This is a genomic window from Zeaxanthinibacter sp. PT1, from assembly GCF_028464225.1.
In the GTDB taxonomy this organism is placed as follows: domain Bacteria; phylum Bacteroidota; class Bacteroidia; order Flavobacteriales; family Flavobacteriaceae; genus Zeaxanthinibacter.
This window is the reverse complement of record NZ_JAQPCN010000001.1, coordinates 431,303-452,106: the sequence shown is the minus strand read 5'-3', so window position 1 is coordinate 452,106 and position 20,804 is coordinate 431,303. Positions and strand designations below refer to the sequence as shown.

At 44.2% G+C, this 20,804-nt stretch carries 18 protein-coding genes and 1 tRNA gene; 12 read left to right on the top strand and 7 right to left on the bottom strand.

The genetic code is table 11. The features are described 5' to 3' along the window. The first annotated feature begins 38 nt into the window (after nucleotides 1-38). On the top strand, nucleotides 39-3,812 hold the full coding sequence (locus PP178_RS01985; RefSeq protein ID WP_272592625.1) for a reprolysin-like metallopeptidase: 3,774 nt from the start codon (nucleotides 39-41) through the stop codon (nucleotides 3,810-3,812). Further along, on the top strand, nucleotides 3,809-4,486 hold the full coding sequence (locus PP178_RS01980; RefSeq protein WP_272592624.1) for a hypothetical protein: 678 nt from the start codon (nucleotides 3,809-3,811) through the stop codon (nucleotides 4,484-4,486). The genes PP178_RS01985 and PP178_RS01980 overlap by 4 nt, the downstream gene beginning before the upstream one ends. Nucleotide 4,487: 1 nt before the next feature. On the opposite strand, the gene pth is transcribed toward PP178_RS01980, so the two are convergent. The 3 genes from pth to PP178_RS01965 all read right to left on the bottom strand — a co-directional run bounded on the left by pth (nucleotide 4,488) and on the right by PP178_RS01965 (nucleotide 6,866). Next, complete coding sequence (pth, locus tag PP178_RS01975; protein ID WP_272592623.1) at nucleotides 4,488-5,117, bottom strand: aminoacyl-tRNA hydrolase; 630 nt, start codon at nucleotides 5,115-5,117, stop codon at nucleotides 4,488-4,490. 98 nt (nucleotides 5,118-5,215) lie between these two features. Further along, nucleotides 5,216-5,881, bottom strand: coding sequence for a 50S ribosomal protein L25/general stress protein Ctc (locus PP178_RS01970; RefSeq protein WP_272592622.1), 666 nt, complete (start codon nucleotides 5,879-5,881; stop codon nucleotides 5,216-5,218). Between the two features lie 43 nt (nucleotides 5,882-5,924). Beyond that, nucleotides 5,925-6,866, bottom strand: a complete 942-nt coding sequence (locus PP178_RS01965) for a ribose-phosphate pyrophosphokinase (RefSeq protein WP_272592621.1) — start codon at nucleotides 6,864-6,866, stop codon at nucleotides 5,925-5,927. A 144-nt stretch (nucleotides 6,867-7,010) separates the two neighbouring features. On the opposite strand from PP178_RS01965, the gene PP178_RS01960 reads away from it, so the two are divergent. Next, nucleotides 7,011-7,092, top strand: a tRNA-Leu gene (locus PP178_RS01960). A gap of 197 nt (nucleotides 7,093-7,289) precedes the next feature. Here the strand turns inward: PP178_RS01960 and PP178_RS01955 are convergent. Beyond that, complete coding sequence (locus tag PP178_RS01955; RefSeq protein WP_272592620.1) at nucleotides 7,290-7,652, bottom strand: DUF2237 family protein; 363 nt, start codon at nucleotides 7,650-7,652, stop codon at nucleotides 7,290-7,292. 338 nt (nucleotides 7,653-7,990) lie between these two features. On the opposite strand from PP178_RS01955, the gene PP178_RS01950 reads away from it, so the two are divergent. Continuing rightward, the gene (locus tag PP178_RS01950; protein WP_272592619.1) at nucleotides 7,991-9,790 is read left to right on the top strand and encodes a tetratricopeptide repeat protein; all 1,800 of its coding nucleotides are present in this window, start codon (nucleotides 7,991-7,993) and stop codon (nucleotides 9,788-9,790) included. A gap of 17 nt (nucleotides 9,791-9,807) precedes the next feature. Here the strand turns inward: PP178_RS01950 and PP178_RS01945 are convergent, their stop codons facing one another. Next, nucleotides 9,808-10,443: an SUMF1/EgtB/PvdO family nonheme iron enzyme gene (locus PP178_RS01945; protein WP_272592618.1), complete on the bottom strand. Its 636-nt coding sequence runs from the start codon at nucleotides 10,441-10,443 to the stop codon at nucleotides 9,808-9,810. Between the two features lie 180 nt (nucleotides 10,444-10,623). Here PP178_RS01945 and PP178_RS01940 point away from each other — a divergent pair, with 180 nt between their 5' ends. Next, nucleotides 10,624-11,394 (top strand): hypothetical protein, encoded by a 771-nt coding sequence (locus PP178_RS01940; protein WP_272592617.1) that lies wholly within the window; start codon nucleotides 10,624-10,626, stop codon nucleotides 11,392-11,394. A gap of 232 nt (nucleotides 11,395-11,626) precedes the next feature. Here PP178_RS01940 and PP178_RS01935 read toward each other — a convergent pair whose 3' ends face one another. Then, nucleotides 11,627-12,892 (bottom strand): MFS transporter, encoded by a 1,266-nt coding sequence (locus PP178_RS01935; protein WP_272593609.1) that lies wholly within the window; start codon nucleotides 12,890-12,892, stop codon nucleotides 11,627-11,629. Between the two features lie 147 nt (nucleotides 12,893-13,039). Between PP178_RS01935 and PP178_RS01930 the strand changes: the two genes are divergently transcribed. From PP178_RS01930 to PP178_RS01905, 6 genes are all read left to right on the top strand, one after another. Further along, nucleotides 13,040-13,162, top strand: coding sequence for a hypothetical protein (locus tag PP178_RS01930; protein ID WP_272592616.1), 123 nt, complete (start codon nucleotides 13,040-13,042; stop codon nucleotides 13,160-13,162). Between the two features lie 185 nt (nucleotides 13,163-13,347). After that, nucleotides 13,348-13,518 carry a DUF6747 family protein gene (locus tag PP178_RS01925; protein WP_272592615.1) on the top strand — a complete coding sequence of 57 codons (171 nt, stop codon included), beginning with the start codon at nucleotides 13,348-13,350 and terminating at the stop codon, nucleotides 13,516-13,518. A 105-nt stretch (nucleotides 13,519-13,623) separates the two neighbouring features. Beyond that, nucleotides 13,624-14,223 carry a fasciclin domain-containing protein gene (locus PP178_RS01920; protein ID WP_272592614.1) on the top strand — a complete coding sequence of 200 codons (600 nt, stop codon included), beginning with the start codon at nucleotides 13,624-13,626 and terminating at the stop codon, nucleotides 14,221-14,223. A gap of 154 nt (nucleotides 14,224-14,377) precedes the next feature. Next, nucleotides 14,378-15,592: a DNA polymerase Y family protein gene (locus PP178_RS01915; protein WP_272592613.1), complete on the top strand. Its 1,215-nt coding sequence runs from the start codon at nucleotides 14,378-14,380 to the stop codon at nucleotides 15,590-15,592. Between the two features lie 7 nt (nucleotides 15,593-15,599). Next, the gene (locus PP178_RS01910; protein WP_272592612.1) at nucleotides 15,600-18,611 is read left to right on the top strand and encodes a DNA polymerase III subunit alpha; all 3,012 of its coding nucleotides are present in this window, start codon (nucleotides 15,600-15,602) and stop codon (nucleotides 18,609-18,611) included. A gap of 233 nt (nucleotides 18,612-18,844) precedes the next feature. Then, on the top strand, nucleotides 18,845-19,306 hold the full coding sequence (locus PP178_RS01905) for a hypothetical protein (protein WP_272592611.1): 462 nt from the start codon (nucleotides 18,845-18,847) through the stop codon (nucleotides 19,304-19,306). An 80-nt stretch (nucleotides 19,307-19,386) separates the two neighbouring features. On the opposite strand, the gene PP178_RS01900 is transcribed toward PP178_RS01905, so the two are convergent. Beyond that, entirely contained in the window at nucleotides 19,387-19,833 is a 447-nt protein-coding gene (locus tag PP178_RS01900) for a response regulator (protein ID WP_272592610.1), read from the bottom strand. Between the two features lie 505 nt (nucleotides 19,834-20,338). Here PP178_RS01900 and PP178_RS01895 point away from each other — a divergent pair. Next, a complete protein-coding gene (locus tag PP178_RS01895; protein WP_272592609.1) occupies nucleotides 20,339-20,788 on the top strand; it encodes a hypothetical protein in 450 nt (149 codons plus the stop codon). Nucleotides 20,789-20,804: the final 16 nt, after the last annotated feature.

The window sequence follows — 20,804 nt, the reverse complement described above, 5'->3', positions numbered from 1 at the left end:
TAAAAAAGACTTACTTTTAAACTCTCAAAATTCCCTTGATGAACACAAAATTACGGCTTGTTTTATCAATAACCATACTATTTCTTTCCTTTTACGGGTCTGCGCAGCAGGGTTATTGGAAACAGGCAGAGGGAGGCATGGAAGCACTTCCATCAGCACAACAGAAGTTTAAAGGGGATAGCACGAAGCTTTTCAGCTTGTCTGAATCAGAATTCCGCAATGAACTGCAGCAGCTGAATACCGCTAAAAACAGTAGCCTTATTCTCCATATCCCTACAGCACAAGGAGAACTTGCACGGTTCAGGGTAAGAGAGAACTCGGTATTGGCACCTTCCCTCGCGGCAAAGTACCCGGAGATTCGGTCTTTTATTGGTCAGAACATGGATAATGATCATGAAAGGATAAGGTTCAGTTTCTCTCACAAGGGGATGCAGGGGATGATCATAGACACGGATACTAATAAATACGTTTTCCTGGAAAAGGTCCGGGGTTCGGCAGATAAATACCTGGTTTATAATCGGGATGATATGGCGGGGCAGGAACAGGATTTTCTATGTTTTACAACGGATGAATTCAGCAAACAACAAGGGAATGCTTTTAAGCTCGTCGATGATGGACAGTTACGAACTTTCAGGATCGCTGTTTCCGCAACAGGAGAATACACCCAATATCACGGGGGAACCATAGAGGATGCGCTTGCGGCGATCAATGCTACCCTGACGACAGTAAACGAAGTTTTTGAAACCGATCTGGCGGTGCACCTCGAACTGGTTGCTGATACTGACCTTGTGATTTATAATGATCCTGAAAAAGATCCCTATGGATCCAATCTCAACATTGAAGTCCAAAATACCCTGAGCAACCTAATAGGTGAAGGAGACTATGACGTCGGGCATCTGTTTCACAGGGACAATGATTCCGGGAATGCAGGTTTTATTGGTTCCGTGTGCAAGGATAATCAGAAAGGAAGTGCGTATTCTTCGGCATTGATGCCTGAAGGCCCGGTATTTGATTTGGATTTCGTGTCTCACGAACTGGGACACCAATTTGGCGCAAACCATACCTGGTCTTTCGAATCTGAAGGCACGCTAGTGCAGGCCGAACCCGGAAGTGGAACTACCATCATGGGCTATGCCGGGATCGTGGCAGGGAACAACGTCCAGGGAAATGGCGATGATTATTTTCATTATTACAGCATCCTTCAGATCACAAATTACCTGAAAACTGTGAGCTGTGGAGTACTGACTTCACTGGCGAATAATCCTCCCGTTATTACTTCGAGCGGTGATTTCGTGATCCCGAAATCTACTGCTTTTGTACTGACAGGAAACGCCTCGGATCCGGATATGAACGATGTGCTGACCTACGCCTGGGAGCAGATCGATAATGGTGTGGTTACCGCGATCACCTTTGGTCCTACGAATCCCGGAGGAGCCAATTTTCGATCCCGGCCCCCATCCACGGAACCTTCACGGTATTTTCCCCGACTTACCGAAGTGGTGCAGGGGAACCTTACACAGACAAACCCGGGGATTAACTCGGCCTGGGAAACCGTCTCCAGTATAGAAAGGGAATTGAATTTTGCCCTGACGGTCCGGGATAATGCCGAGGGGGGAGGCCAAGTGGCATCAGATCTCGTAAACATTTCTGTGAGCAGTGATGCAGGCCCGTTTGCCGTACTTACCCAGGCGAGTGAGCAGTCTTACCTGGCCGGATCCGTTCAGACCATTAACTGGGATGTGGCAGGAACTAATACGGGGATGGTCAACGCACAATCTGTTGATATTTTCTTATCATTAGACGGCGGACTTACTTATCCTTACCAGCTTGCAGATGCGGTCCCCAACGACGGCAATCACGAAGTGCTGCTTCCCGGGCTTAGTACGAGCCAGGGCAGGTTCATGGTCAAGGCAGATGACAATATATTCTTTGCTATCAACGCCGCAGATTTTAACATAATAGAATCCCAGTTCGTGTTATCATTTGATTCTCTTGCCTACGAGGTTTGTCTGCCTGACGATCTTCAGATCCCTTTTGATTATTTCAATTTTGGCGGCTTCAATGAAGAAGTTAGCTTTTCAGCCAGTGGACTTCCTCCGGAATTAAACGCGGTATTTACGCCACTAAGCGCAACAGCGGATAGCACAGCAGTTACCCTGAATATTACAAATGTAGCCGGGGTGAATACGGGGACATATCCTTTTACAGTGACGGGTACATCGGCCAGCCTTAATAGGAGCGTAGACTTGGAGCTCCGGGTACTCAATGATACCTACGCCGATATTACGCTCAATTCACCATTGGATGGTGCCACCGGAACAAGCGTACAGGTACCTTTGGAATGGGTTGCAGACCCGGGAAATTCGAGTTACGAGCTACAGATTGCCACTGATGCAGGTTTTTCTACGATTGTTGAATCGGCAGAGGTTATATTTCCGCGCTACTTGCCGCAGAATTTAATTCCCTCTGAAACATATTATTGGAGAGTTAAAGGTAAAAACTCGTGTGGTGAAGGCAACTTTGGTCCAGCCTTTAGTTTTTCTACCATATCAATATCCTGTAAAAGCAAATCGGCTACTGGCCTGCCCCTGAGCATTTCATCTTCAGGTACGCCTACCGTAACATCGACCATTACCTTCTTTGAAGATCTCCCGGTTTCTGATGTTGACGTCTCCCTGGACATTGATCATACTTTCCTTGGGGATCTGATCGTCAGCCTGGAATCACCGGGAGGAACCACCGTAGTTCTCGTTTCTAATACATGCGGTGAATTAAGGAATATGGATGCTGTCTTTGACGACGATGGGGAAACCCTGGTATGCGGCAATAACCCTGCAATCAGCGGTAGGGTGAAACCACTGGGTTCACTTTCTTCGTTTAAGGGGGAGTCTATCGTGGGAACCTGGAAACTTACGGTTTTTGACAGTGCTCCTGCTGATGGCGGTGCATTGAATTCTTTTACACTGGATATGTGCGTAGAAGGAGATTTTAGACCTGATGCAGATGGAGACGGTATCTTTGACGATGGAGACGATCTTTGCCTCGGCACCCCGCCTGGTGTGGAAGTAGATACGGACGGCTGTGCCGTTTATCGTTTACCACAGGAAAACTTCAGAATTTCTGTCGATAGTGAAAGTTGTATCAACAGTAATGACGGCAGGGTATTTATCACGGCAGAAGCGGTACTGGACTACCAGGTTACCGTGGTGGGCAACGGACTTAATGAAAGTGCATCCTTTATGACGAACTATGAGCTGGGCTCACTGTCCTCAGGTACTTACGAGATTTGTATCCAGGCTACGGATGGCCCAATTGAATACGAAACGTACTGTTTTGAGGTCGTGGTGGATGAACCACCTCCACTGTCTGTTTTCTCCCAACTGAATGCAGATGCCAGTCGTTTAAATTTAACGCTGGGCGGAGCCGAATTGTATAATATAGAATTGAACGGACTGCTGACCCAAGTGACAGGCGATCAATATAGTGTTGAACTTAAGAAAGGGAATAATCTTATAAGGGTTAGTACCAATAAGGCGTGCCAGGGCATTTACGAGGAAGAAATATTTGTTCCCGGGCCGGACCTGGTCTATCCTAACCCATTCATTAACGAGACGGCAATCTATATAGGCCGAACACAGCAGAGGCAACAGCTCTCCATTTTTGATGCCGGCGGTAGCCTTCTTAAACAAGCCTTTTACCCGGTTCTGGATGGAGAGGTGAAAGTAGATCTGACAGGTTGGCCTGCCGGGATATACCTGGTCAGGGTAGAAGACCAGTCTGGATCCAGAACATTTAAAATTGTAAAGCGATGAAAAAGATGGTAATGCTCTTTTTGGCAATTATCCTCTTTGCTTGCGGCAAGGACGATCCAAAACCCCCAAAAGCGGCTACGCTATTGTTCCCATTAGAGAATAGTGAATGTACGGAAGGGAGAGTATTATCTGATCTTACCAGTGAGGTAGAGTTTCGCTGGGCAGCCGGGGCGAACACTAAGGACTACGAATTAAGAGTGGTTAATTTGTTGACCAATGTGGGGCAATCGTTGCGAACGGAACAACTGTCTGCCAAACTACCCATATTAAAGGGCACGCCCTATTCCTGGGTTATTATTTCAAGGAATACCCAGACTGATGAAAGTGCGACAAGTGCCACCTGGAAATTCTATAATGCAGGATCCCAGACCAACTATGCGCCTTTCCCTGCTGCGGTAATCAGTCCAAAATCAGGAGCTTCTGTGGTGCGTGATATCAATAATGAAGTGACCTTACAGTGGGATGGAGCCGATGTGGACAACGACATATCCTTGTACGAGATTTATTTTTCGGATACCGATCCGCCTGAAACTTTAGAGGCATCCTTAGGGCCTTCTACCTCCAGTTATAAGGTTTCGGTCGCAGCTGATACGGTGTATTACTGGAAGGTGGTCACCATAGACCGGGAAGGAAACCGCTCGGAATCAGGAGTATTCGGATTTAAATCCCTTTAATTCAGGTGTTGTTATATTCGTTCATGGTGTTTTTTACACCGGCTTTGACAAATGATTGTACTAGTTCCACACAGCGGTCTATACGTTCGGGTAATGCCTTAGCCTCTTCTTCACTCCAGGTTCCCAGGACATAGTCTACCTGCTGTCCTTTTTGAAAATCGGACCCCACTCCGAAACGAAGCCGGTTGTAGGTGGTCGTCTGCAGTAGCTGCTGTATGTCTTTTAGGCCGTTATGACCGCCATCACTGCCTTTGGTTTTTAATCTAAGGGTACCGAAAGGAAGGTTGAGGTCATCGGTGATGACCAAAACGTTTTCTAGTGGGATGTTTTCCTTGTCCATCCAGTATTTTACAGCTTTTCCACTGCGATTCATATAGGTAGATGGTTTCAGGGCGATAATAGTACGTCCTTTAAGTTTAAAGCTTCCTACTTCACCCAGTTTTGCCGTTTCCAGGCTGAAACCTTGTTGATTTGCGAGTGCGTCAATGATCTGGAATCCAATGTTGTGTCTGGTAAGGGCGTATTCTTCCCCTATATTGCCAAGTCCGGCAAAGAGATATTTTTTCATGGGTGGTGTACTTTCTATTTCCGACTTTTTATGTCTGAAAAGCCAATTAAGAATTGAACGCATTGAGTGGTCTTAATAGGTGCAAAAATAAAAAAGCATCCTGAAAGCAGACACATTAATTATGGTCTGTCCAGGATGCTTTTAAAATTGTGAGCAGTGGCTTACTCCTGTCCTTCTGCTGCGGCTTCTCCAGCTGCGGCTTCGGCAGTTTCTTCACCTTCTGCAGTGGTTTCTTCACCTTCAAGTCCTTCTTCGTCCTCTTCGTCATCCACTACGATCGCTGCTCTTGCGGTCTTAACTTGGACTACCAAGGTAGAATCCGGGTGCAGGATGGTAAAGTTGTCCTGTTTCAATGAGTCTACGGTGATGTACTCACCGATTTTCAACTTGGAGATATCCACGTTGAAGAAATCGGGAAGATCCTTAGGTAGCGCCCTGATAGAAAGTTTACGCTTTCTGAACAGTAGACGTCCACCGTTACGAACACCGGGAGCATTTCCTAGTAATCTTACAGGAATTCTCATGGTAACTTCTTTGTCATCGAATAGTTGGTAGAAATCGATATGTAAGATCTGGTCAGTTACCGGGTGGAACTGAATATCTTGCATAACGGCATTGATCTTACCGCCACCATCTAAATCAACCTCAACAGTGTGGGCGTTAGGGGTGTACACTAAATCTTTAAATGCGATTTCATCTGCTGCAAAGTGTATTGGTTTATCCCCTCCGTATACCACGCAAGGAACCTTTCCAGCATTACGTAGGGCCTTCGTTGCCTTCTTGCCCACGCTTTCTCTTTCTGATCCTTTGATTAAAATTGATTTCATTATGTATATATAATAGTTAAAATACGTATTTGTCTCCTCGTACCTACATTAGGAATTTAGATGCGATGGAGGTATTGTGATGCACACGGTGCATCACATCGGCAAAAAGATCTGCACAACTAAGTACTTTTATCTTTTCGCTCTGTTGTTTCAGGGGAATTGAATCTGTAACGATCAATTCCGCCAATTGTGATTTTTCAATCCGCTCATAGGCATTGCCGGAGAGCAGGGCATGAGTTGTGATAGCTCGCACGCTTTTTGCACCACGTTCTATCATCAGGTCTGCCGCTTTCGTCAGTGTTCCCGCAGTATCTACCATATCGTCAACCAGGACTACATTCTTATCGCGTACATCACCGATCAATTCCATATGGGAAATCACGTTGGCTTTCGCGCGCTGCTTGTAACAAATAACTACGTCGCTTTCCAGCGCTTTGGAATAGGCATAGGCTCTTTTAGAACCACCCATGTCCGGGGATGCGATAGTGAGGTTATCCAGGTTTAAGGATTCCAGGTATGGTAAAAACAAGGTGGAAGCATAGAGATGATCTACCGGTTTTTCAAAGAAGCCTTGTATCTGGTCTGCATGCAGGTCCATGGTAATGATCCTGGTAGCCCCGGCAGATTCAAGCATTTTCGCAACTAACTTCGCTGCGATAGGAACCCTGGGTTTGTCTTTCCTGTCTTGCCGTGCCCAACCAAAATAGGGCATAACTGCTGTAATATGCCTGGCCGAAGCGCGCTTGGCGGCATCGATCATTAAAAGCATCTCCATCAGGTTTTCCGAGCTCGGGTTGGTAGAACCAATAATGAAGATCCGGGTACCGCGAATAGATTCCTCGAAAGAGGGCTGAAATTCTCCGTCACTGTAGCGCGAGAAGATTACATTGCCCAACTCGGCCCCGTAAGCGGCAGCGATTTTCTCTGCCAGGACGGTGCTCTGGGTACATCCAAAAATCTTAGGTTCCGGTACTTGATACGGCATACTTAAGGTCTTGAGTTTTACTTCCTTAGAAGTCCTTTTATTAAAGGAGGTGCAAATTTAGGAATTTATTTGTGTTGCTAAAGGAAATAGGTGTCGAATTTTAGGATGGCAAATAAATTTTTTTATAGTTTTGCAGTCCCAATTGCCTCGGTGGCGGAACTGGTAGACGCGCCGGATTCAAAATCCGGTTCTGCAAGGAGTGTGGGTTCGATTCCCACCCGAGGTACGAATAAACCACAAAAGAGTGGAAATACAAGCGAGCTTCTTAAAAGAAAGCTCGCTTTCTTTTTGGAGTAAAGCGAAGTGTTTGCTTTTATGGTTTTCAAGACGACATCGAAGGGAAGCATCACAATGCATTCCCACCCGAGGTACAACAACCCTATTCATGACAAGTGGATAGGGTTTTTTATGCAGTTTTTTAGACTATTCCCTGATTACGTTTTCCATCAACTTTCCCAAGGTGGTGTATTCAAGGGCTTTCATATGTGTTGATTCAGGGAAAACAGGAGGGGCAAGTCCGGCTTCTTCTGCTTCCAGCCACCTACTGATACATACGCACCAGCGATCACCGGCCTTCAGGCCCGGGAACTTCCACTGGGGAATCGAAATCCTGAGGTCATTCCCGCGTTTCGCAGTGAAGTCTAAAAACTCCTCTGTCATTTTAGCACAAACTACATGAGTCCCGGTGTCTCCTGCCATCGTTCTGCAATACCCATCCCTGAAATACCCGGTCATGGGATCAGTGCAACAGGGTTGCAACGGTTTTTCAAAAATATTTAAGGACATCAGCAAGTGATTAAAACGGGGGAAGATTTTGATGAAACGGATACGGGCAAGGATTTTTCATAGCAATTGATTTCCCTTGTGATAATAAATCCCGTATCCGGTATGAGGACTAAATTACACATTATGTTTAATAGATTATAGAAAAAATTAAACATTAAATTATATTTAACAATTGATCGAAGGATTTATGCAGGGGAGGAATTAAAAAATTGTGATACTTCCATAAAGTATATGGGTGAGGAATTAAAAGACTTGTTGGGTAATCGCAATTCGATTATAGTAATTTTTCTAACTCATTATCAGGCAATTGATAAAAAATTCTCTTAAATTAGTTAGGCATGGATTTGAAAAATTACCTATCGGAACTAAAGCGCAGGAATGTTTTTAAAGCCGCATTGGCTTACCTGGTCTTTTCATGGATCATTGTCCAGGTACTCTCTATCCTGCTAGCCACGTTTGAAGCACCTTCCTACATACTGAAATCCATCATAATTTGCTTAGGTATAGGATTTCCGGTCTGGCTAATATTTTCATGGGTTTACGAGATCACCCCGGATGGTATTAAGAAAACCTCCAATATTGCTCCTGGAAAATCCATTACAAGTCACACCAGCAACCGCTTAGATAAGATCATTATAGGGGGGCTGGTACTCGTTGCAAGTCTTTTGTTGTTCGACCTGTTCAGGGCCCAGCCCGTGAATGCAGCTTCCGATGCACTTCACCATAGTGTAGTTGAAACCGGAATTGATAAATCAATCGCAGTACTGGCCTTTGCAGATTTGAGCCCTAAAAGGGACCAGGAATACTTTTCAGACGGAATAAGCGAAGAGCTTTTAAACCTCCTGGCACAAATACCCGAATTAAGAGTGATCAGCCGCACTTCTTCTTTCTCTTTTAAAGACAGTGATAAAACTATAGAGGCTATTGGTGAAGAGCTGAAGGTTGCTTATATTCTGGAGGGTAGTGTGCGGAAAGCCGGGGACCAGGTGCGAATTACTGCTCAATTGGTGGATACTAGAACCGGTGCCCATGTCTGGTCTGAAACATTTGACCGAAAAATGGACGACATATTTAAAATACAGGATGATATTGCTAAGCTTGTGACCAAGCGGCTGCAGTTAAATTTATTGGGAGACCCAAAGGCTCCGCAAGCTAAAAGCGATGCTTATATTCTTTACCTGAGTGCTATGGATTTGTACCGTCAGCATACTAAAGCAGCGATCTTAAAATCCCAAGAAGTTGTCAGAAAATCTCTGGATATAGATAGTGAGTATGCTCCGGCTTGGCTGCTATTGGGAAATACCTATTTGATGGAAATCATGACTTTTACCGGCCATTTATCTGCTATTGATCAGAAAAAAGCATTAGCCGATCAGTCATATTCTAAAGCTTTGGAATTGGATCCTAAGAATGGAAGGGTATATGTGAAGCTCGCATTTATGGCCATGATGGACTGGGATTTTGAGAAAGCTCAGGACTACTTGGGAAAAGCTATTGAAGTACAGCCCAATGACCCTATAGTATTAAGTAAATCCTCGTATACTTATGTAGATCTAGGGTTGTTCGAGACGGCCATTCAGAATGTAAAGAAGGCCCTTGAAACTGACCCATTGAATATTGATATTTATAATAGTCTTGGATCCCTATATTTAATTAATATGGATCTCGATAAAGCAGAAGAAGCCCTTAAGAAATACATATTATATAATCCGAATGCTGCAATTAGCCATCATTCCTTAAGCATGGTATTCCTGCATAAGGGGGAATTGGAGCAAGCTCTGGAAGAGGCTAATAAAGAGCCAGACGATTTTTGGCGGCTTTATGCCCAGGCACCCGTATTATTCGCCCTTGGTAAAAAGAAAGAATCGAATGAAATTCTTACAGAATTGATTAATTCTTATCCTGATTTCGGGTCCCCTAATATTGCGGAAATTTATGCTTTAAGAGAGGAGCCTGATTTAGTTTTCAAATGGTTAGATCATGCCGTAAGAATAAAGGAGCCATCACTTACAGCCATAATGAACAATCCTGGTTTCAGGTCAGTATATAGTGATCCTAGGTGGATAGCAACGCTGAATAAGGTTGGATTCCCTGTAAATCACCCTCTTCGAGAAAAATCTCTGGCGTATGCGAACTAGCTCAGAATCAGAATAGGCTAGGGCAATGCCCTGGTCGCGAACACACTAAATCCTATATGAATGTTACCCGTCTCTCTATCCACAAAGAATTCCCTTTCCGGTTGGGTTCCATGGCAGGTATTTTCTGAGCAAAATATGGAGCCGCCTGCCAGCCTTACCTGCTCCTTTTTAATGGTCTTTGTGATATCCCATACATTGCCAACGATATTTACTTCGTCTACAGGGGAAATCGGCCGTACCTGGTTGGAGACAATTGTCCTTTCATCCTCTTGCACTGCAGCCCAGTATTCCTCGTAGGTCGGTAAACGTACCCCGGCCCATTCACAATAGGCCATGGCATCATTGTAACTTACCTGTGTTACGGGGAGCTCGGGGGAAGCCGGGTGTCTTCCGTCGGGCATACGCCAGTTAGCCCCTTCCACTACTTTATACCCGAATACACTGGTCTGTACCACGGACCACCCGTATTTTTCAGCGTCCGTGATATACCCGGTCTCATCAACGAAGGATGCAAATTCTTGTATGGTAACCGGTTTTAGAGCTATTTTATTCGTACAAGAGCAAATCGATATAATAAGTAATACCAAGGTGAACACTACCTTATTCCAGCCAGAGTTTTTAACGGTAAAATTTATATTAAAAGCTTCTTTCATAGTCAATAATGCAATGGGTAAAAAGGAGAGCAGAAATGTCTTTATATGCAGATTATCAGGCTAATAAATACTTTATCCATTTTAAGGTCGTTAAAGAAAAGGAAGAATAAAAAGTAGGGTAATTTGAACTACAGTTGTTACTTCTCAATAAAACTAATATTAATTAATCCCCCAAACTAAATGTTATCATTAAAAAACAATTACAAAACTCTTAGTCTTGCGTTGCTTTCAACCCTGCTGTTCATTTCATGTTCTAAAGAAGAAACCGGAAACGGCGAAGGCAAAATGGCCGTAAGTGCTAAATCAACTATTAATGACCCTGCTTCAAACAAATCCTCTTCCACGTTAAAACAATCCAATTCCGGCTTGGTCATCACTAATTTCCTTATCAATCTTGTTGAGTTTGAATTAGAAATAGATGTAGAAGAACCAGACATGGAAGGTGTTGAAGATGAAGAGTGGGATGATGACGGTTTCTTCGATTCTGAAGATGAAATTGAACTGGAGGGACCATTTGCTTTAGATTTAATGGCAGGGCAAATATCTTTTCTTAATGTAACTGTGCCCAATGGACGTTATGAAGAAATGGAATTTAAAATTAATAAGAGTACAGACAGCTCAAGTGAATTATTTGAAAAGTCTGTTCTTATAAAAGGTACCATTAATGACATCCCATTTATTTACTGGAATGACTTTATGGATGAAATTGAAGTTGATTTTGAAGATCCTACGATGGATGTGACCATTAATGATGCTACAACGAACCTGTTAATCGACTTTAATCTTTCCGCCTTATTTTTTGACGCGGCAGGAATTGATCTTTCCCAGGCCCAGGATGGGAATAATGACGGGACTATAGAAATTTCCCCCAGCGATGAAGATGGAAACAATGAGCTTGCCCAGGCTATCCGTAATAAAATGCGGGAGGTAATCGATCTATTAGACGATTAAGAATCTGAAAAATATGGAATACAAACCCGGATATCATTATCCGGGTTATTTATTTTTTACCCGGATTCAAAATATCTTTCAAGGGTATAGAGAACCTAAGGTCCGAATCCATAAGAAGATAACGAGAACTGCCTCTCGCTTGAAGACCGGGCAATTTATTTATTAACGTTCAAATGGGTTTAAAGCAATAAAAGAAGCAGTATTCCTCGTGATATTAAAAAACCAGGAATTTTTAGGATTGTGAATTTTTCTCCATATCATCCCTAAGGTCCAGCTTGCGGAATGTAGGGAATGCAAAGCCGGTAGTGATTACCGTCGCGACGGTCATACAACCCCCGAAGACCACTGCGGTGACTGTCCCCATCAGTTTTGCAGTAAGCCCGCTTTCAAAGGCGCCGAGCTCGTTAGAGGAGCCCACGAACATCGAGTTGACAGAAGCCACGCGTCCGCGCATATGATCCGGGGTTTTAAGTTGTAGAATGGTCTGCCTGATAATCATCGATATCCCATCGGTCGCCCCGCTCATAAAGAGCGCAAATACGGATAGCCAGAACCATGTGGAGAGCCCAAAAACAATAATGCTCATACCAAATCCGAATATCGCTACCAGCAGCTTAATACCGGCTTTTCTGTCCAGGGGGAAATAGGCCGAGGTAAACATGATCAGGAAAGCTCCCACGGCCGGGGCAGCCCTGAGTATACCAAAACCTTCTGCACCAACCTTAAGGATATCCTGGGCAAAGATGGGTAACAAGGCCACGGCTCCACCAAACAGTACCGCGATCATATCCAGGGTAATAGCCCCTAAAATAATTTTGGTATTCCATACAAATTTGATTCCCTCCCGAAGGCTCTTGCGCATGGGTTCCCCAATCTTAGGATTGAGAATGGGTTTTTTAGGAATTTGGACCAACAGGAGAAAGGCAATAACCGAACACACCGCGATCAGGCACATAGACCAGTGTACACCGATTAAACTGATAGAAAAACCGGCTACAGCAGGACCTATTACGGCGCCCATCTGCCATACAGAACTGCTCCAGGTGGCCGCGTTGGGATAAAATTTCTTTGGGATGAGCAGGGAGAATAAAGCAAATATGGTTGGCCCCAGGAAGGCACGGACAATTCCACCCAGGAAGACCAGGAAATAAATGGCGTACAGTACAAGATCCTGGGACAGTCCTTCGGTGATCTTAGGCCAGGTTAACAGGAACAGTCCCAGGCTGATCACTGAAAAGCCCAGGATGCATTTTTGCAACAATCCCTTTTTTTCTTTCTGGTCTACCACATGACCGGCTACCAGGGCAAGGGAAACCGCGGGAATCACTTCTACAAGGCCTATGATACCGAGTGACAATGGATTTTTGGTAAGGCTGTAAACTTCCCATTCAATAACAACAAACTGCATGGTCCAGGCAAAGACCATGGCAAACCTAACTCCCAGAAAAATATTGAACTCCCTGAAACGCAGGGCTGCGTATGGATCGTTTTTCCCCATTTTGGCAATTGAAGCGGTAAAAATAAGCAACAGATCGACTGATTGCGCATTTCATCCTGTTTTTAGATGCCGTTTACCGATAAACTTAGTATATCTTGAGAAGTATAACCAGCTTTGTTCCAGTAGGATTGAGAACCCCCACGAAAAATGAAAACAACTATCTTCCAATTTATATCCCAGCTCAGCAATTCCATGAGTATCGAATTTGTAAGCTTCCTGGCCATCATCGGCTATATTGCTGCTGTGATCCTGGTCATCTTATTTCGCTAGAACACTTCTGAATGGTCTGGGAGAAATAGTGCTTAAAACTACTATTGGTTACCGGCATTCTATATCTAAAGATTTCCATACTCCTTTTACCACTTACCCGTTTTTCTGTACGCTTAAACAAATAAACCTCACTTACAGTAGGTTCTGGAACCGCCTTTGTTGTTATAGCCTTAAAACCTATAATTATGAAAACGATGTTACTTATCAAGGAGATCTATATCGAGGGATTCAGAGACCTGGGGCATTTTTTATTGACCCATTATTTCAAATTCTTCGCTTGGTTCAGTTTTATCATGTACCTGGTTGCGGTATACGCTTTTGTATTCAGAGTCAGTACGGGTTTCGCTTTTGATTGATGCCAGGGGTCATAATGTTAAATTAATCCTAAGAGTTGTTTTTATAAAACCTCACCCTATCACTTTCCGTAAGTGTGGGTGTAACAATAAAACAATTCTATCATTATGAAACTCATCAACATTTTAAACAAAACTACTGTTCTCGCTCTATTTATGATCGGTAGTACCCTGTCTGCTCAACAGGATAACATGAGCAACAGCATGGACATGAAAGAAGAAATGACCAAAATGGTCGGTGGTGCCGCAATGTATCCGAGCAAGGATATCGTTTCTAATGCCGTTAATTCCAAAGACCATACAACCCTCGTTGCAGCCGTAAAGGCAGCGGATTTGGTGGAAACTTTACAAGGCCCCGGACCTTTCACGGTCTTTGCTCCTACCAATAATGCTTTTGATAAACTGCCGGAAGGTACCGTGGCTACTTTATTAGAGGCAGAGAATAAAGCAAAACTGCAGGGAGTGCTTACCTACCATGTACTGGCAGGGAAATTCAGTGCAGCAGATATCGTCGCTGCTATAAAGAAAGGAATGGGCAAAGCTGAGTTCACCACGGTGAATGGTGGAAAAATCAGTGCTATGTTAAAAGGTGAGAATGTAGTGCTTAAAGACGCAAACGGTAACACTGCAAAAGTGACGATTGCCGATGTGAACCAATCAAACGGAGTCATCCACGTTGTAGATGCCGTGGTACTTCCAGGAATGTAATATTTTGTTTAGCGTAGTTTGAAGGCCCCCGGAACAAATCCGGGGGCCTTCTTTTTTGTAGCTGCAGGTCAATTCCCCACGGCATAACTTTAACATGGAAATAATCCATAAAATTGGAAATATTCCATAATTTAGCTCTCCCATTTCTTTGGTTATGCAAAAGACAATTTTACATCTGGACCTCGATACCTTTTTTGTATCCGTAGAGCGGTTGCTTCACAGCGAATTACGCAATAAGCCCTTGCTGGTAGGGGGCACCAGTGATCGGGGAGTAGTCGCTGCCTGCAGTTACGAGACCCGAGGTTTTGGAGTACACTCCGGGATGCCGATGAAAATGGCGCGGGAACTTTGTCCTGAGGCGGTAGTCATCAGGGGTAATGCAGGCACTTATACCAAGCATTCAGAATTAGTGACGGACATCATCCGGGAAAAAGTCCCGCTTTTTGAAAAGTCGAGCATAGATGAATTTTATGCAGATCTCTCCGGGATGGACCGATTTTTTGGATGTTACCAATATGCTTCGGAACTCCGTAAAACCATCACCCGTGAAACAGGCCTGCCTATTTCTTTTGGTCTCTCGGTCAATAAAGTGGTATCTAAGGTTGCGACGAACGAAGCTAAACCCAATAACCAGCTGAAAATAGACCTGGGATATGAAAAACCTTTCCTGGCTCCTCTCTCGATCAAGAAGATTCCCATGGTAGGTGATAAAACCTACCAGACCTTGAGAAACCTCGGGATCCGGCAGGTGAAGACCATACAAGAGATGCCGATGGATATTATGCAGCGGGTGCTGGGTGCTAACGGGGAGCTGATATGGAAAAGGGCCAACGGGGTAGATCATAGTCCTGTAATCCCTTTCCACGAAAGGAAATCGATTTCCACCGAGCGTACCTTTGACAAAGATACCATTGATGTCGTCCGCCTTAAGGGAATACTGGTAGCAATGACAGAGAACCTGGCTTTCCAGTTGCGAAGGGGGGAGAAACTCACCGCTTGTATTTCGGTTAAGATCCGTTATTCGGACTTTAATACTTACTCCAAGCAACTCAGGATTCCTTACACCAGTGCAGATCATATCCTTATCCCCAGGATACTGGAGTTGTTCAATAACCTTTACAACAGGCGTTTATTGGTGAGGCTGGTGGGGATCCGTTTCAGTAACCTGGTTCCGGGAAATTACCAGATCAACCTGTTCGAGGATACGGAAGAGGCGCTGAACCTTTACGCAGCCATGGACAGGATCCGTGAACGTTTTGGTGATAAAAGCGTATTACGAGCCGCCGGTATGGGAGCAAAAACCATCGGGAGAATGCAGAATCCTTTTAACGGGCAGCCACCCGTTGTGCTGGCACACCGAAAACAATAAGCATGTTATGTACCTGAACTGCCATACATACTACAGCCTGCGCTACGGAACCTTTTCCGAACTGGACCTGTTGCGGCTGGCGGAGGAGAACCAGGTAACTCAAATGGTATTGACCGATATCAATAACACCTCGGCCGGACTCAATTTTATCAGGAAAGCGAAGGAGTTTGATATACGCCCTTTACTGGGGATCGATTTCAGGAACGGGGTAGATCCTTGTTTTGTAGGGATTGCAAGAAATAATGAAGGATACCGACAGTTAAATGATTTTTTATCGGCACAACTGCATGCAAGTAAACCTATCCCATGCAGGGCACCTGTTTTTCCTGATGCCTACGTAGTTTACCCATTTGAAAAAGTGGTGTTAAATGAGCAGTACGAATTCCGGGAAAATGAATTTATCGGGATTTCGGTAAACGACCTGAGGCGACTGCCGTTTTCCCGGCTCAGGGAAGAGAAAGACAAACTGGTGGTTTTACAACCCGTCACTTTTCGTAACAAACGAGATTTTAACGCGCACCGTCTCCTCAGGGCTATAGACAATAACGTTTTGCTCAGTAAGCTTCCCGGGGACGAGGTGGCGGATGAGAATGAAAAGATGTTTCCCATTGCTAACCTTGCCGCAGCTTTCTCTGAATTTCCTCATATCCTTGAAAACACCGACCGCTTAATGCGGTCGTGCAGTATCCATTTTGATTTTTCCGAGGACAGGCAACCTCAGAACCAGCAGACTTACCTGGAATCGCGCGAAGCGGATGAAGCCCTGTTGGAAAGACTCTGCGAGGAAGGCCTGCCGTACCGTTACCCGGAAGCCGACAAGGTGGTAAGAGCCCGCTTGGAAAAAGAGATGGCACTGATACGGGAAAAGGGGTTTGTCTCGTATTTCCTGATCAACTGGGATATTATAAGCTATGCCAGGAAACGGAATTTCTTCTATGTAGGGCGGGGGAGTGGTGCCAACAGCATCGTCGCCTATCTGTTGCGGATCACGGATGTGGATCCCATAGAACTCGACCTCTATTTTGAACGCTTTATCAATTTGTACCGGGTAAATCCTCCTGATTTTGATATCGATTTTTCCTGGCGTGATCGAGAGGAAATGACCCGGTATATATTTAACCGTTTCAGGCATGTGGCCCTGCTGGGAACCTATGTAACCTTTAAACAAAAGGGAATCATACGGGAGCTGGGGAAGGTGTTCGGCTTGCCCAAAGCAGAGATCGATCTCCTCAGTGAGGGGCGTTTTAATGTTGCACAGCTGGATGAGATGTCGCAGCTAGTGCTAAAGTACGGTTCCCTTATCATGGATATGCCCAATTATCTGAGCATCCATGCGGGCGGAATCCTGATCAGTGAAAAACCATTGCACTATTTTTCTGCTACCCATTTGCCTCCTAAAGGATTTCCCACTACTCAATTTGATATGGTGATCGCAGAAGATGTGGGGCTCTATAAATTTGATATACTTGCCCAGAGGGGGCTAGCCAAGATTAAGGAGGCCCTGGAGATCGCCCGGGAGAATCAACCGGAAACGGCGCTGGAGGTAGACATACACGATATTAAAAGCTTTAAGCAGGACCCGGTTATCAATAAGCTTATAAAAACAGCCCAGTGTATGGGATGTTTTTATGTAGAATCGCCTGCTATGCGAATGTTGTTGAAAAAGCTGGAAGTGGACACCTACCTGGGTTTGGTAGCGGCAAGCTCCATCATTCGTCCGGGTGTTGCTAAAAGCGGGATGATGCGCGAATACATACTGCGGCACAGGGATAAAGAGCGGGCACAGAAAGAGGCCCACCCGGTGATGTTGCAGATTATGCCGGAGACCTACGGGGTGATGGTCTACCAGGAAGATGTAATAAAAGTGGCGCATTATTTTGCGGGACTGAGCCTTGGTGAGTCTGATGTATTGCGAAGGGGGATGAGCGGTAAATTCCGTTCACGTGAAGAGTTCCAAAAAGTGCAGGATAAGTTCCTTGAAAATTGCCGTAAGAAAGGATATGATGAAGCGTTGATCCAGGAGATATGGAAGCAGGTCGCCAGTTTTGCCGGTTACGCCTTTGCCAAAGGGCATTCTGCTTCCTATGCCGTGGAGAGTTATCAAAGTCTTTTTTTACGAGCGTATTACCCATTGGAGTATATGGTGGCAGTGCTCAATAACGGGGGAGGTTTTTACAGGCCGGAGTTCTATGTTCACGAGGCTAAGATGTTAGGGGCTACCGTACACGGTCCCTGTATCAATAAGAGCAGGGCAGGGGTCTGCATTTACGGAACCGATATTTACCTGGGCTTTATCTACCTGAAGGACCTGGAATCTCGTGTGATGACCCGGATCCTGGCAGCCCGTTCAGAGGAGGGGCCTTTTGGTTCTCTTGAAGATTTCCTGGACAGGGTGCCGATATCTGTAGAGCAGCTAAGCATCTTGATCCGGATTGAAGCCTTCCGGTTTACAGCTAAGAACCAGCACGAACTCTTGTGGCAGGCCCATCTATTCCTTTCTAAAGGTCCTTTGCCGGAACACCCTAAGTTGTTCCCGCCAAGGCAGCGGGATTTCCGTATACCTGATTTACACACCACTGCACCGGAGTTAGCCTTTACCCAGTTAGAATTGCTGGGCTTCTGCCTGTGCAGTCCTTTTTCACTTCTGAAGGATATGCCTAAAAATGAACATACCACCCGGGATCTCCCCCAATACCTGGATCGCCATATCGATATATACGGTTACCTGGTGGCTGTGAAGAATACCCGCACCCATAAGGGTCAAAAAATGTTCTTTGCAACCTTAGTGGACAGGGAAGGAGCCGTCTTTGACGTGGTGCTTTTTCCTCCCGTAGCCGCCAAATTCTATTTTCGTGGGAGGGGTATTTACCGTATTTATGGAAAAGTGGTCAGTGAATTTGGGTTTTTAAGCATAGAGGTAGTGAAAATGCTGAAACAGGATTACATACAGGATCCTCGCTACGCGGAAATGAAAACAGCCAGCCGATTGTTGCCCCTGCGTACTAAAAATCAAGATTAAGCTCTATTGTAGTGTGCTGATTAGTAGTTATCTATGGGTTTTTGGCGGTGAAGTGCATATTAAATTCGGCTTGCAGAGCATTCTTTTTAGCGATAACGAACATTGTTAATTATGTATAGAGGTAATTTTGAAGCGGTTCATCGATTATATACGTGAATACACGCCTGATCTGTAGGTTACTATCGTTTTTGACGTATTTTTGAAACGAGAATTGCTAATAAATAAACTTGATTATGAAAATTACCAAAGCCCCTTATTTACTGATGCTGTTACTTTTGGTTTTTGCCGGGTGCAGCAAAGATGACTCTGCAGCGGATAAAGATCCAGCACAATCAGAAGAATATACTTTAAGAGCCATAGGCCCGGATGGAGTAACCGGTAGTGTTACTTTTACGGAAAAATCCGATGGTACAGCGAGTGCATTTGTTGAAATCAGCAAACTGGCTGACAGGACTCCACATCCAGTATTCATCTATTACAACGATGAAGCTAAAGGAGGAGAGGTTGCTATCACGCTGAACACTATCGATTGTGATTGCCAGTCTGCTACTACAGAAGTATCTAAATTAGACAACGGAGTACGGATTACCTATCAGGAACTCGTTAATTTCAACGGGCATCTAAAAGTGCACCAGAGTGCAACTGACATGGAAAACATTATTGCCCAGGGAAATATTGGGTCAAACGTTAACTAAGTCCATCTAAAAAAATAAGAAACCTCGCAGAGCTTGCGGGGTTTTTTTATGCCTTAAAGTGATCCCTGCTATAGAAAACTCTATACTTTGAATACAAAATTTTGCCGGTTTACCTCTTCCGCATGCTGCTGCCAATCAGTGACAAGGATCCTTTCAAGGATTTTGATGAGGTGGTGAAAACTGTTGGGTTTGTTGATGTAAAGGTTTGCACCCATCTCAAATGTCTCAGAAATATGATCCTGGGCCGTAGAAGTACTGTAGATCGCAATAATCATTTTATCGAATTCTTCTCTGGACCTGATCTCCTTCAGACATTGTTTTCCGCTGATGGCCGGCATATTAAGATCCAGGAACATAATATCGGGTAATATTTCCGGTGGGTCTTTTAAATAATCCAGCAATTCCCCACCATGCTGAAAAGTGATTAGCTCTGATTGAGGTCGTATCTGGGCCAGGGCGTCCTCGAAAATTTCTCGGTCGTCCGGATCATCATCGGTCAGGCCAATAAATAGAGGTTGCCTTACCATTTAGCCTTAATTATTTAGTAGTTCGTTTGGTTTTGTCCGAATAAACCATTAGTCATAAAAATACCAAAATCTCAATCTGAATTTTAATCCGGTTAGCAACAGATATGGAATTATCGGAAACGGTAGCTGTAAAATACGATTAAATTTTGAAAATTTATACAATAGTTGACCCATTACTAGGCGGTTAATCCAAAATAATGGTCTTGTAGTAAGAGCTGCAAGGAGAAATCAAGATTTTAATGGTTAAGGGAAGATTAATCCACCTCTTTATAGCCAGTTTTAACAATTGGGGAATGATTTATAAATAAGGGTAAGTTTAAACTAAGCAATTACTCATGGAAAACAACCATGATTTACCGATGATCAGCCAAAATATTACTATATGGATTCATAGGTGTGTTAATCAGCGTCTCGCTATAATATTTAACATATTATGAATAAGATCGCATCGTTTTTTCATGGACATTTACTGCGCGAATTAAAAATTCAATTTCGCATTTAAAATATGAAACACTATACTCTTGTATTAGCACTTATTGTATTTGCTGTATTTAGTTCTTGTCAAAAAGATGATGAACCTGTAGAGGTATTTCGATCCAAAGAATATACTTTACGTCCAGTAGGTAGCAGTAAGGTTTCCGGTACCGTAACCTTTACAGAGAAGAAAGACGGGACCACCAGTGTGTTGGTTGCTCTGAACAACTCATCCACAGATGTGCACCCGGCCTTTATTTATTATAATGATGAAGCCAAGGGAGGTGAGGTAGCGGTAACCCTGAAGTCCATAGACTGTTCCTGCCAGTCCAGTACAACAGAGGTATCTAAATTAGCAACTGGCATTAGACTGACTTACGAGGACCTGTTGCGCTTTAACGGTCATGTAAAAGTTCATTTAAGTGACACTAAGATGGAAACAATTCTGGTACAGGGCAACATTGGGTCTAACGTAGAATAGACCATTATCCCTGAAA